At 60.5% G+C, this 12875-nt stretch carries 8 protein-coding genes; 7 read left to right on the top strand and 1 reads right to left on the bottom strand.

Features of this window, described 5'->3' with window-relative positions; genetic code table 11:
- The first annotated feature begins 30 nt into the window (after positions 1-30).
- From ACO77H_RS14420 to ACO77H_RS14450, 7 genes are all read left to right on the top strand, one after another.
- Complete coding sequence (locus ACO77H_RS14420) at positions 31-2841, top strand: ATP-binding protein (RefSeq protein WP_170057328.1); 2811 nt, start codon at positions 31-33, stop codon at positions 2839-2841.
- Positions 2828-4021 carry an EAL domain-containing response regulator gene (locus ACO77H_RS14425; RefSeq protein WP_169951708.1) on the top strand — a complete coding sequence of 398 codons (1194 nt, stop codon included), beginning with the start codon at positions 2828-2830 and terminating at the stop codon, positions 4019-4021. Before ACO77H_RS14420 ends, ACO77H_RS14425 begins: the two co-directional genes overlap by 14 nt.
- Positions 4022-4103: 82 nt before the next feature.
- Positions 4104-7286 (top strand): response regulator, encoded by a 3183-nt coding sequence (locus ACO77H_RS14430; protein WP_432754141.1) that lies wholly within the window; start codon positions 4104-4106, stop codon positions 7284-7286.
- A 73-nt stretch (positions 7287-7359) separates the two neighbouring features.
- A complete protein-coding gene (locus tag ACO77H_RS14435; RefSeq protein ID WP_172311420.1) occupies positions 7360-8007 on the top strand; it encodes a response regulator in 648 nt (215 codons plus the stop codon).
- A 147-nt stretch (positions 8008-8154) separates the two neighbouring features.
- Positions 8155-8757 carry a fimbrial protein gene (locus ACO77H_RS14440; protein ID WP_169951714.1) on the top strand — a complete coding sequence of 201 codons (603 nt, stop codon included), beginning with the start codon at positions 8155-8157 and terminating at the stop codon, positions 8755-8757.
- A gap of 73 nt (positions 8758-8830) precedes the next feature.
- Positions 8831-9577, top strand: coding sequence for a fimbrial biogenesis chaperone (locus ACO77H_RS14445; RefSeq protein WP_432754142.1), 747 nt, complete (start codon positions 8831-8833; stop codon positions 9575-9577).
- A 79-nt stretch (positions 9578-9656) separates the two neighbouring features.
- The gene (locus ACO77H_RS14450) at positions 9657-12191 is read left to right on the top strand and encodes a fimbria/pilus outer membrane usher protein (RefSeq protein WP_432754143.1); all 2535 of its coding nucleotides are present in this window, start codon (positions 9657-9659) and stop codon (positions 12189-12191) included.
- A 90-nt stretch (positions 12192-12281) separates the two neighbouring features.
- Here ACO77H_RS14450 and ACO77H_RS14455 read toward each other — a convergent pair whose 3' ends face one another.
- Positions 12282-12875 (bottom strand): hypothetical protein, encoded by a 594-nt coding sequence (locus ACO77H_RS14455; RefSeq protein ID WP_432754144.1) that lies wholly within the window; start codon positions 12873-12875, stop codon positions 12282-12284.

Raw genomic sequence — 12875 nt, forward strand, 5'->3', positions numbered from 1 at the left:
AGGCGCTGGGCGGCCGATTAAAATCCGCCGATGCGATTTAAAAGTTATCTGTTGCAGATCAATCCCGTCCTGTCCCGACCCGAAGCAGCCAGAAGGCTGCTTCGTCTTTTCGCCACCGTGTTGCTGGTTGGCATCTTGAGCGGTGTCTATACGTTTCTGCTCTCCACCTTCAACAATGACATCTCCCAGCGGCGCGGCTATATGAGCAGCGCCATTGCCGAGGCGCATACCTTCTTCACCACCCGTGAAGCGCTGCTTGAAAGCCTGAGCCTGTCGGCGGTGCGCAAATCCGCGCAGGCCAAGGCCCAGGTCTACCCGGCCGTGGGCGAAGAGCAGCGCCTGCTGCTGGGCAACACGCCAAGCCATCAGTGGAGCATCTGGCTGACCTCGCGCATGCGCAGTTACCTGAAGTCCAAGCAGGTCAACCTGCTCTACGTGACCGCCGGCCCCGATCCGCAACTGACCCGGCTCTACGACTCCACGCCTCAGGTACTGCCGTTTTCCCAGTGCATGCTCAATCGCCTGCGGGCGCTGAAGAAGCACAACCCGTTGGACCCCGGCGAACTCTGGCTCAGCGACCAGACCGAAGGCCATTCCCACCTCTACCTGTTCATTCTGCTGGATGAGCGCGACCCCGACTCCGGCTGGCTGGGCCTGGAGATGGAAAGCCATGAAGTGTCCACGACCCTCAATGACCAGAGTGCAGGCGAATTCATGATGCTCAACTCCCAGGGCATGCTGGTGTTTACCAATAGCCACGACCCACGGCTGGACCAGTCCCTGCTCAAGCCCAAGGGCGAGAATTTTTTCGGTTTTGTCGGCGGTGGCCTGGTGCCGGATCACCTGGTGATTCGCAAGCAACTGAAGTCGTCGGACTGGCAACTGATGTATTCGATCAACTTGCGTGATGTGGTGCGCGGATTATGGCGCGAACTGCTTGGATCGCTGGTGTTCTGCCTGTTCAGCGTGACCTTGATCTGGCTGGTGATGCGCCGGGTCAATCAACGCTTCATCATCCCGTCGATCAATGGCATCCAGGCGCTGATCGAAAGCGAGGCCTTCGGGCGCGACGTGATCCAGACCGCGCCGGTGGCGTTGTGCGTGCTGCGTCGCACTGACGGCCAGGTGGTGCTGGAAAACACCCTGGCCCAGCAGTGGCTGGGCACCGGCCTGGAGCGTGAAGCGCTGTGCGCCGGCTGGATCCGTCAGGCCTTCGATGGCACCTCCTGCGGGCATTCGGATTACTTCGAGACCGTCGACGGTCGCCACCTTTACCTCAGCAGCGCGCCCACCCGCTATAGAGGTGAGGACGTGCTGTTTTGTGCATTCAGCGACATCAGTGCGCGCAAACAAGTGGAAGCGGCCCTGGAAGAAGCGCGGCAATCAGCGGATGCGGCGAATGCCGCGAAAACCCTGTTCCTGGCGACCATGAGCCACGAGATCCGCACACCGCTGTACGGCGTGCTGGGCACCCTGGAACTGCTGGCCCGCACTCAGCTCGATGCCCAGCAAAAAGACTACCTGCATGCCATAGAGGGTTCTTCGGCCACGTTGCTGCAACTGATCTGCGATGTGCTGGATGTGTCGAAGATCGAGGCCGGGCAGTTGGCGTTGGAGCTGAGCGAGTTCTCGCCCCTGGACCTGGTCAATGAAATCATCCAGGGCTATGCCGCGGCCGCCAGGGGCAAGGGTTTGCAGCTCTACGCCTGCTTTGATCCCAAGCTGCCCGAGCGGCTGATGGGCGATGTCACGCGCCTGCGCCAGATCCTCAACAACCTGTTGAACAACGCGGTGAAATTCACTGACTACGGGCGCGTGGTTCTGCGGGTCAAGTTGCTTGACCGCGATGACGAGCGCTCCAGCGTGCTGTGGCAAGTGTCCGACACCGGCAAAGGCATTGCCCAGGAAGACCAGGCGATGATTTTCGAGCCGTTCTATCAAAGCGAGGGCAATACCAACGTGGTGGCCGGCACCGGGCTTGGCCTGCCGATATGCCAGCGCCTGACGCAATTGATGAACGGGCATATCCGCATGGTCAGCGAGCTGGGCCTGGGCAGCAGTTTCAGCCTGACCCTGCCACTGGAAGTTGCGCACTGTGCGCCCATGAGCAGCTTGCTTGCCGAGACTGTCTATGTGGTCTCGCCGATTCCCGAACTCGCTCAATCGATCAGCGGCTGGCTGCGCCGCTGGGGCGCCCGGGCCCAGACCGGCCAGCCGACCCACCCCGATGGCCAACTGCTGCTGGAGCTGCACCCCGGCGCCATCGAACAACCCCTGGTGCCCGATTGGCCGGGGCCGGTAATCCTGGTCAGTAGCAACAGCGGCAATGGCCAGCAACCCGAGACCGGTACGTGGCACGCCAACCTCAACCAATTGAGTGCGATTCACCAGGCGGTCAGCCAGGCCCAGGGATTGTGGGTCGCCCGGGTCGATGAGCAGGCGCAAAAGCGTGAACTGCGCAAGCTCAACCTGCATGTGCTGGTGGCCGAGGACAACGTTATCAATCAATTGATTTTGCGCGATCAGCTTGAGGAACTTGGGTGCACCGTGGAATTGGCCTGCGATGGTCATGAAGCGCTGCAGCTGTGCAAGGCCTCACACTTCGATGTGGTACTGACGGATGTGAATATGCCCAGAGTCAACGGTTACGAATTAGCCAGGCAGTTGCGCAGCCAAGGTTGCGCGCTGCCCATCATCGGCGCGACTGCCAACGCCATGCGCGGCGAGGCCGACCTGTGCCTGGCCGCCGGAATGAACCATTGCCTGGTCAAACCCTTTGCGTTGCGGGCCCTCTTCAACTACCTGGAGCCTTACGCACGGATCCCCCATGAAGCCCTATAGTATTTTGATCGTCGAGGACCATCCCCTGCAGCACCTGTACCTGCAGAACCTGCTCAATGAATTGGGCGACTTCCTGCTGGAAGCTGCCCAGGATGGGAACGAGGCGCTGGAGCGCCTGCGCCAGCGTGATTTCGACCTGGTACTGACGGATCTGCTGATGCCAGGCATGGACGGTGTGCAGTTTATCCAGAGCCTGGCGACCCTGCGTTGCAAGCCCGCCCTGGCTATCATGAGTGCCGCGTCCCGGCGGATGTTGATGGCGGCCAGCCTGGTGGCGAAAAATCTCGATGTGAAAGTCATCGGGCTGATTTCCAAGCCGGTCGCCGCTGATGCGCTGCGCAGCCTGGTCAGCCAGCTCAACCACAAGGACCGCAGCCCTTCCCCACCGGCCGCGACGGCCCCGGCGATTGACCGGCATACGCTCATCCAGGCCATGGGCAACGGGCAAGTCCAGGCCTGGTTCCAACCGAAAAAATCCCTGGCCAACGGCCGGATCGTCGCTGCCGAAGCGCTGGTGCGCTGGATGCACCCCGCACAAGGGGTACTGTTGCCCGCGGCGTTTTTGCCGGCGATCAAGGCCTTCGACCTGGAGGAGCGTCTGTTGTGGCTGGTGCTCAAGCAAGCGATCCATGCCCAGGAGCGCTGGCGCCAGCGCGGGTATGAGATTCCGGTATCGATCAACTTGCCGACCCACCTGCTCAACAGCCATGACTTGGCAGACCGCCTGCTGGCGTTTGTCCTGGAGCACCAGGGCATCCCGGGGATGATCTGCTTCGAGCTGATGGAATGCTCGGTGCCCCAGGACATCAGCAACTTCTACGCCGGTGCCTGCCGCCTGCGGATCAAGGGATTTGGCCTGTCCCAGGACGATTTCGGCAAAGGCTACAGCTCTTACCTGAACCTGGTCTCGACCCCGTTTACCGAACTGAAGATCGACCAGGCGCTGGTGCAGGGTTGCCATGATAACGAGGGCATGGCTTCGGCCCTGGCCAGCATCATCGCACTGGGCCGCAAACTGGGGCTGACCGTCGTCGCCGAAGGAGTCGAAACACCCCAGCAACTGGCCCTGCTGCGCAAAATCGACTGCACCCAGGTCCAGGGCTTCCTGATCTCTCACGCGGTGTCGTCAGAACAATTTCAGCAACTGTTGAACAATGATGGCCCTGCGACATCTCATTAGCCCGCGGCCTGGACTTGTCTAACCTGTATAAGGAGTAAACTCCATCCAGCGCCGATTCTTCATCCGCCTGCGAAAACCTTCCATGAAGCACAACAACGCGATCCTCGAAGCATTCACCCGCAGCTCACTGCGCTTGAACAAAGGGCTGATGGTGGTGCTCGGCGTCGCGTTGCTGCTGGCAGGCACCAGTTACTGGGCACTGCAGCGGATCATCGATGCACAGTACGCTGCCGTGGGTTTTCATTTTGCGCGGCTGATGGAAAACATCCAGGAACAGGAAGTCTTCCTCCGGACCCTGGCGCAGCCGGCTATCCAACGCGAGTTGACCAGCGACAAGAACGTCCAGGCCAGCCTCCAGAGCCAACGCCTGGACGCCCACACCACCCGTTATGAAGGCCGCGAGTTCGCGTTTTCGGTGCCCTTCAGCGCGCGGTTCGAGGCACAACGGGTCACGCCCGTCGAGCAGCAGAAGATCTTTGCCCTCGGCGTGCACCTGGCCAGCTACTACAGTGCGTTCTGGTCATCGTCGCCCTACGCTTCGCCCCATGTCTTTATCTTCAACCGCCTGGTCAACTACGACATGGCGGTGCCTGCGGTCGGCTACCAGCGAGGCGGCAAAACCCCATTCAACGGCCCGTCCCCCGAGCAGGCCGAGGCCGTGCGGCAAAGGCTCGGCCAGTTGCACCGAGTGGACGAGCGCCTTTACTGGGAGGCCTACACCCCATCCGGCACGCCCCCTGCGGCCCCTCAGTTATTGGCGTATGTGGCGGTGACCCTCAACCCTCAGCTATTGCGCGCCGGTCAAGGCGATAACCCGGTGATGGTTGCCACCCTGCTGGACATGGCGCACGTCAACGATGTGGAACGCACCATGGAGTCGTCCATCTATGACCGGTTCACCCTGATCTCCCCGGCCGGCCAGACGTTGACTGGCCCCCAGGCCATGGCGTCGTCCCTGGGCGAAGGGCTGAATTTTCGCGCTGAAGGCCTGGAGTTCAAGATCACCCACAATACTGAGTCGCAGTGGACGGCGATCTACGGGATCAGCTACAAGCATTTTTTCCGCTATGCCCTGTGGCCACTGACGAGCCTTGCGCTATTTGTGTGTGCGGTACTGGCGATTGCCTGGGCGGGCAACCGCTGGTACCGCAAGCACGTGATTCGCCCGGCGCGCCAGGCCCATGAGCGCATTGCCGAAAGCGTGGCGTTCAGCCGGGTGATCATTGACACCGCGCCCACCGGCCTGTGTGTGGTGGGCCGCGCGGATGGCCAGGTATTGATCGAGAACCAGCGCGCCCAGCAATGGCCCGGCACCGCCAGGCTGGTGGCGGCCCTCAGCCGTTCCCACGACAGCGCCGACAGTGGCGAAACCCACCTGGAAATCGAGGGCCGGCACTTGCAGGTGGGCTTCGTCTCCACCCGTTACCAGGGCCAGGATGTGCGCCTGTATGCATTCAACGACGTCACCCGGCACATCGAGGACGCCCTGGCCCTGGAAGACGCCCGGCGCGCCGCCGATGCGGCCAATGAAGCCAAGACGCTGTTCCTGGCCACCATGAGCCATGAAATCCGCACGCCTTTGTACGGGGTGCTCGGCACCCTGGAACTGCTCGGGTTGACGCCCCTGGACCCGCGCCAGAAAACCTACCTGCACACCATTCAGCGCTCGTCTGCCACGCTGTTCCAACTGATCAGTGATGTGCTCGATGTGTCGAAAATCGAATCCGGGCAGATGGCAATCGAATCCATCGAGTTTTGCCCGCTGGACATGCTCGAAGACACCCTGCACACCTACGCAGCCTTCGCCCAGCGCAAGGGCCTGCAACTGTACGGCTGCATCGATGCGCAGTTGCCCGATTGCGTGGTCGGCGACCCGATGCGTATCCGCCAGATCCTCAACAATCTGGTGAGCAACGCCATCAAGTTTACCGACATAGGCCGCGTGGTGATTCGTGCCAGGGCGCTGCGCCGGGGCAACGATCGCGTCGACCTGGAGTGGCAAGTGACCGACTCCGGCGTGGGCATCAGCCAGGCGCAGCAGGCCAAGCTGTTCGACTTGTTCTACCAGGCCCCGGACACCGCCGGCCAAGGCGGCGCCGGGCTTGGCCTGCCGATTTGCCGCTGGCTGGCCGAGATGATGGATGGCCAGATCAAGGTGGTCAGCGAACCCGGCCTGGGCAGCAGCTTCACCCTGAAGATGAGCTTGCCGACAGGCCGTGGCGAGCTGCCGGGGCTGCCGCCCATTGAACCAAGCACCACACCGGTGCAGGTGCTGGCGCCCGTGCGCGAGTTGGCCGAGTCGCTGTGCGACTGGCTCAGCCGCCTGGGCATCCAGGCCTCGGTGGCAGCGCTGCCCCTGGCCCAACAAAGCGAGCGAGCGGTGCTGGTCGAGATGCTGCCCGCAGGCCCGCCGCGGCCCTGGTCCGGGCCACGGGTGTTGTGTGTGCCGGGGGCACACAGCCCGCCGCTGCACACCGCCCAAGGCTGGGAAGTGGATATGCATGACGTGCGCGCCATTGCGGCGGTGGTTTCACTGGCGCAACGGGGTAAACAGGAGGCCGTGCTGCACGCCGAACAACAGAGTGCCGGGCAGTTGCAGCTGCGCATCCTGGTGGCTGAGGACAACCCGGTGAACCAGGCCATCATCCAGGAACAGCTGCAAGCGTTGGGCTGTACGGTAACCCTGGCGGACAACGGCGAGCAGGCCATGCACCTATGGCAACCCCAAGCCTTCGACCTGGTGCTGACGGACGTCAATATGCCGTTGATGAATGGCTATGAACTGGCCCGCACCCTCAGGGAGCACGATCCGCAACTGCCGATCATCGGTGTCACCGCCAATGCCATGCGCGAGGAAGGCCAGCGTTGCCTGGCGGTCGGGATGAATGCCTGGCTGGTCAAGCCCTTGAGCCTGCAAACCCTGCGTGCGCAGTTGATCAAACTGTGCAAACCCACGGTACGCGCCGAGCCGGCGGTAATTGACACGGTGCAGATGTCAGACAAAATGCGCCCGCTGTTTATCAGCAGTGTGCAGCACGATCTGCAGCGCATCAGCGCCGCACTCGAGCAACGTGATTGCCGGGGCCTGGCCGAAACCTTGCATTCGGTGGCCGGCGCCTTGGGGGCGGTGCAGGCACTCGACCTGGCCCAGGCGTGTATCGAACTGGAAAGCCAGTTGGCCGGCGGCCGGCTCAGTACCACGCTGGAGCTTGAGACAAAACAGGTCATGACTCGGCTGTCAGCCTTGCTCGGGGCACAGCTATGAGCACATTGCACCGCCTGGCGCGCAAGCGCTTGGGACCACCTCACTTACTGAACCAGCATTACGGGCCCGCCTTATGAAAACATTCACTGTGGTTATTGCAGACGATCACCCCATCGTGCTCCTGGGGGTGCGAGAACTCGTCGAGCGAGACGAGCGCTTTGAAGTCGTCGGTGAAGCGATCTGTTCGGCGGGCCTCATTGGCCTGCTTGAGCAGCAGCCCGTCGACATCGTGATTACCGATTACAACATGCCCGGCGATTCGCCCTACGGTGATGGCTTGAAACTGGTGGAGTACCTCAAGCGACACTTCCCCGAGGTGCAGATTCTGATCCTGACCATGATTTCCAACCATCTGATCCTGACCCGCCTGCAAGAGTTGGGGGTGGTTGGGGTAATCCAGAAAAGCCAGTTGCACACCGAAATCCAGGTCGCCCTCAAGTCCATTGCGCAACAGGCGCTGTATCGCAGCCTGGAGCCGGCCAAGACCTCGGTGATCGAGTCAATGACTGCCATTGATGCACGCTTCTCGACGCTATCGCCGAAGGAGTACGAGATATTGCGTTTATTCATTTCGGGCAAAAGTGTCAGTGATATCGCGCGCAGCCAGAATAGAAGCTCAAAGACTATCAGTGCGCAAAAAATTTCGGCCATGCGCAAACTTGAAGTCAGCAGTGATCAGGATTTATTAACTTATTGCCTGGAGCAGAATATCTTCAACTAGTTCGCACTTTATCAAGTAGTGCCATTTTTAACTAACTCGCGCTGTAGTGCTTTATAAGAATCGTCTTATTCTCTCTAAGGCACAAATTCACTATTGTTCGTTGGCAGTTTCAACCCGTCTCTACAACCAACACTAACGGACATCATCATGAAGAAGTTTTCCCTGGCCCTTATCGCTGTGTCAGTTATTGCCGCCAGCGGCAGTGCGTTTGCCGAAACTACCCCGGGTACGGGTACCCCGGGCGGCGGCGGCAAAATCACCTTCACCGGTTTGATCAACAACGACGCTTGCTCGGTTGACGGTGCCAACGCTGATCGCGTGATCTCCGTCGACATGGGCACCGTCTCCATCAAAGACATGGGCACTGCTGAAAACCCGGCCTCGGGCCGTGTAACCGCCAAGGACTTCAACCTCAGCGTTAACTGCAACCTGGGCACTAAAGTGGCGATGATCTTTGACGCCAAAAGTGGTGGTTCAGGCCTGGTGACTGGTAAAAAAGTCCTCGCCCTGACCCCTGGTAACGGCAGCGCAAGCAACGTCGGTATCGCACTGCTCGACAGCACTGGCGCGCTGATCGACCTCAGCTCCCCGGCCACCGCTCGTATCGAAAGTGCCATGCACGGCCAAGGTGCCGTAGGCGGCGACGCAACCTTGAGCTTTGCCGCAGCCTATGTGACCACCGGTGCAGCCGGTGCCTCTACCGCGGGTCGTGGTGACGCCACCCTGCCGTTCATCCTGCAATACGAATAAACGACACGCAGCGCCTGTCACGCGCGAGGCCTTCGGGCCTCGCCATTTATTCGACCACCAAACGGTAGACATCATGTTGCCTCGTTCCATTGCAGCAGGCCTCGGGCTGCTGACCCTGCTTATGGCGACCCAGGCTGCCGCGAGCATTTCACTGAGTGCCACCCGTATCGTCTTCGATGGCGATCACAAGGAGGCCAATATCACCGTGCGCAACGGTAACCAGGACGTATTGATTCAATCCTGGGTCGACACCAACGATGCGCAAGCCAGTGCTGCACCCTTCGCGGTAACCCCGCCACTGGCACGCATATTTGCCAAGGAGCAGCAGTTGCTGCGAATCCTCTACCAGGGTGCCGGGATGCCAACGGATCGTGAGTCCGTGGTCTGGCTCAATGTGCAAGAGATTCCCCAGGCCGCCGCCTCCGACAACACGTTGCAGTTGGCGGTACGCCAGCGCATCAAGGTGTTTTTCCGCCCAGCGGGGTTGCCAGGTAGCGCGCTGTCGGCGCCCGCGCAACTGCAGTGGCAATTGCAAAAGCGCGGCGCTGACTCGCTGCTGACGGTAAAGAACCCGACGCTGTATCACGTGTCCATGGCCGACATACAACTGCAGGCCGGTAAACAAACAGAACTGGCTGCCGACTCGACAATGATTGCGCCGGGTGCCGAAAAACAGTTCAGCGTTAAACAACTCAATAGTCACGATGCTGTGCAGTTGTCTTTTTCCAGTATTAACGACTATGGCGCACAAGATAAATACACCGCACAACTTTCCACGCGCCTGACAGCCAAGGCCATTGAGGCGCGCACCCGGCAATAAGCATTTCCCTTAAACCCTTCAGGTTCGATTCGAGTGCGTACTCGCGTGCCTCGCCTGTCCGATAAGCAGGGATGATTGCATGTTTTTTCTTTTAGGCAGCAGGCCCAATCATTACATATCAAGCGAGCGCACTTTACGCGCGTCGACAACTTGCACGCTGTCACTGGCCATTCTTGCCGGTTCGCCCGCTTGGGCCGTTGCCGATGAACCGTCCCTGGAAGTGTTCAACACCACTTTTTTGCAAGGTGCACAATCGTCGGTCGACCTGCAGCAACTGCTCTCGGCCAACAGCGTGCTGCCTGGCAACTACCGGGTCGACCTGTACAGCAATGAGGTGTTGGTGGGCCGGCGTGACATCGACTTCAAACGCAACCCGCAGACCGGCCGGGTCGACCCCTGCCTGACCCTGGATCTGCTCAAGCAACTGGGCATCGACATGCCCCTCTTGCAGGCCCAGGGCAAGCTCGACCCCAACCAGCCCCAGGACTGCTACGACCTGCCGACGCTGATCGACCAGGCGACCTTGCGCTATGACGCCAGTCGCCTGCGCCTGGCGGCGAGCATTCCGCAGGTCGCGATGCAACGGGGCATGCGCGGTTATGTCGACCCAGAACTTTGGGACGACGGCGTGCCGGCGGCGTTTATCAACTATCAACTCAACAGCAGCCGCACAGGCGGCGACTATGAAACGCGCATCAACAACAACCTGGGGCTGCGCAATGGCATCAACCTGGGGGGCTGGCGGCTGCGTAACGAGTCGAACCTGAGCAGCGGTACCGGGCGCCCGAGCAATTTCACCAGCAACCGCAGCTATGTGCAGCATGACGTGACTGTGCTCAAGGGGCAGTTCAGTGCCGGCGAGATTTTTTCCGATACCGACCTGTTCGACAGCGTGCGCTACCGTGGCCTGAAACTGGCGTCCGACGAAGGCATGCGCGCCGACAGCGAGCGCGGTTATGCGCCGGTGATCCGTGGTGTAGCGCAAACCAACGCCACCGTAGAAATCCGCCAGAACGACTACATCCTGTACACCGCCAACGTCGCGCCCGGCCCCTTCGAGATCAACGACATCTACCCCAGCGGCTCGAACGGCGACCTGGAAATCACCATCATCGAGGCCGACGGCCGTCGTCACGTGAGCACCCAGGCGTTCTCCAGCCTGCCGATCATGGTGCGTGAAGGCCAGGTCAAATACAGCGTGTCGGCCGGTAAATTCAGCAGCAATGCTGACGGCTTGGCGAGCCCGCAATTTGTCAGCAGCACCCTCGCCTACGGCCTCACCAGCAACCTGAGCGCGATTGTCGGCCTGCAAGCCAGTGAAGACTACAAGGCGTTCTCCCTGGGAGTGGGCCGCAACACATCGCTGGGCGCCGTGTCCATGGACGTCACTCACTCGTCGAGCGCCGCCCAAGGGCAAACGACCCAGGGCAACAGTGTGCGTGCGTTGTATGCCAAGACCTTTGCCGGCACCGACACCAATTTCACCCTCGCCGCGTATCGTTATTCAACCGAGGGTTACCGCACCCTGACCGACCACGTCGAGGACACCAGCGAAGAGGCCGTCAAGCGCACCGGCAACTCGAAAACCCGTACCGACCTGACCATCAACCAGAGTCTGGGGCGCAACCGTGAGTTCGGCAGCCTCTACGTGAACGCCACCGACCAACGCTATTGGAACCGTGGCGGCTCCCAGAGCTTTTCAGCTGGCTACAACAACAACTGGGGCGACCTGAGCTACAACCTGGGCGTGACCCGCACCAAACAGATCGCCAGCTGGGGCGCACCCGACTCCGACACGCAGTTCAACCTGTCTGTTTCGTTCCCCTTGGGCAGCCAGCCCCGGGCGCCGCGCGCGTTCGTCACCAGCAGCACCCAGCGAGGCGATACCAGCACCCAGGCCGGTATCAACGGTTATGTGGCCGATACCAGCGATGTGTTCTATTCGGTGCAGGCCGGCCATAGCAGTACGGGCGGCCAATCGGGATCAGCCAACATCAACAGCCGCACCTCCATGGCCGATATCAGCCTGGGGTACAGCCAGGGGCGTGGTTATGACTCGCAAAACCTTAACGTTGCCGGTTCGGTGGTGGCCCACGCCGGAGGTATCAACCTTGGGCAGACTGTCAGCGAGACCTTCGCCCTGGCCCAGGTGCCGGGCATCAGCGGGGCAAAGATCAGCAGCTACAGCGGGGTTGAAACCGGGCGCAACGGCTATGCAGTTATCCCCTCGACACAACCTTATCGAGTGAACTGGATCAGCCTCGACACCCGCGACCTGGGCGGCGACATCGAAATCACCCAGGCCACGCAGCAACTGGTGCCACGCCGTGGGGCGGTGGTATTGGCCCGCTACAGCGGCAAAAGCGGGCGGCGCGTGCTGTTTGAACTGTTTGATGCACAGCACCAGCGCATGACGTTTGGCGCCTCCCTGGAAGACGCCAGCGGCAAGCAATTGGCCATCGCCGACCCCAGCGGCAATGCCTTGGTGCTGGTTGAAGAAGACCAGGGCAGACTGACGATCAAGTGGGGTGACCAGCAATGTACGGCGCCGTACGCCCTGCCCGCGCAAAACAGGGCGTTGAACTACGAGCGCCAGGCATTGACATGCCAATAAGCCGTAGCCCTTGTCGAGGGCGACACCGCTCAAATCTGCGATAGCGGCTCGACAGCGCCTGCACTTGATCTGCGGGGTTGTGCCTATCCCCTACTCTGGTTTGGATGGGCGATATTCCATGATGGTCTCATGGTGTATTTTGCCGCCTTCGTAGGTGATGGTTCGCTTCACATACATCGGCGAAGGCTCCAGGGGCTCAGGCAGTGTCTTGTCTCTCCTGAACAGGCCTTCAGACAAGATATTGACCCCCAGCGCACCCCCGAGAAAGCCCACAAACACGCCGATCATATCGACAATTTTGGCCATGATGGTGTATAGCGTTTCGCCATCATCCTCTTGCCTCTGCTGGTCTTTTTTTGGCGGGCATTCCTGGTTCTGAGCCTTGAGCGCAGCGCATCTTTTTTCGTCGGTATCGGCTTGCAGGCGCTGGTTCATTTGCGCTGTTTCTTGGGACTCAGCTTGCCGCTGCTCTTTGAAATCCATGTATTTGAACCACGAAACACCAGGCGGGACCATAGAAACAACCACCAGAATCAACCCCAGGTAGATATTCTGTTTCGCCGCCGTGATGCCCTTAAAGACCTTGCCGGAACGTACCCGCCACCCGATCAAAAAGGCGATCGCACCCCAGCCGCTCAGTGCAAGCAGGGTCGCCCACCAGAAATCATTAATGCTTGTAGTCAT

This window comes from Pseudomonas sp. WMBT8, assembly GCF_050916005.1.
GTDB lineage: Bacteria > Pseudomonadota > Gammaproteobacteria > Pseudomonadales > Pseudomonadaceae > Aquipseudomonas.

What these genes read in the sequence shown, in the direction of transcription:
- ACO77H_RS14420 (WP_170057328.1), top strand. Translation starts at nt 31, where the DNA reads ATGCGATTTAAAAGTTATCTGTTGCAGATCAATCCCGTCCTGTCCCGA.
- ACO77H_RS14425 (WP_169951708.1), top strand. Translation starts at nt 2,828, where the DNA reads ATGAAGCCCTATAGTATTTTGATCGTCGAGGACCATCCCCTGCAGCAC.
- ACO77H_RS14430 (WP_432754141.1), top strand. Translation starts at nt 4,104, where the DNA reads ATGAAGCACAACAACGCGATCCTCGAAGCATTCACCCGCAGCTCACTG.
- ACO77H_RS14435 (WP_172311420.1), top strand. Translation starts at nt 7,360, where the DNA reads ATGAAAACATTCACTGTGGTTATTGCAGACGATCACCCCATCGTGCTC.
- ACO77H_RS14440 (WP_169951714.1), top strand. Translation starts at nt 8,155, where the DNA reads ATGAAGAAGTTTTCCCTGGCCCTTATCGCTGTGTCAGTTATTGCCGCC.
- ACO77H_RS14445 (WP_432754142.1), top strand. Translation starts at nt 8,831, where the DNA reads ATGTTGCCTCGTTCCATTGCAGCAGGCCTCGGGCTGCTGACCCTGCTT.
- ACO77H_RS14450 (WP_432754143.1), top strand. Translation starts at nt 9,657, where the DNA reads ATGTTTTTTCTTTTAGGCAGCAGGCCCAATCATTACATATCAAGCGAG.
- ACO77H_RS14455 (WP_432754144.1), bottom strand. Translation starts at nt 12,875, where the DNA reads ATGACTACAAGCATTAATGATTTCTGGTGGGCGACCCTGCTTGCACTG.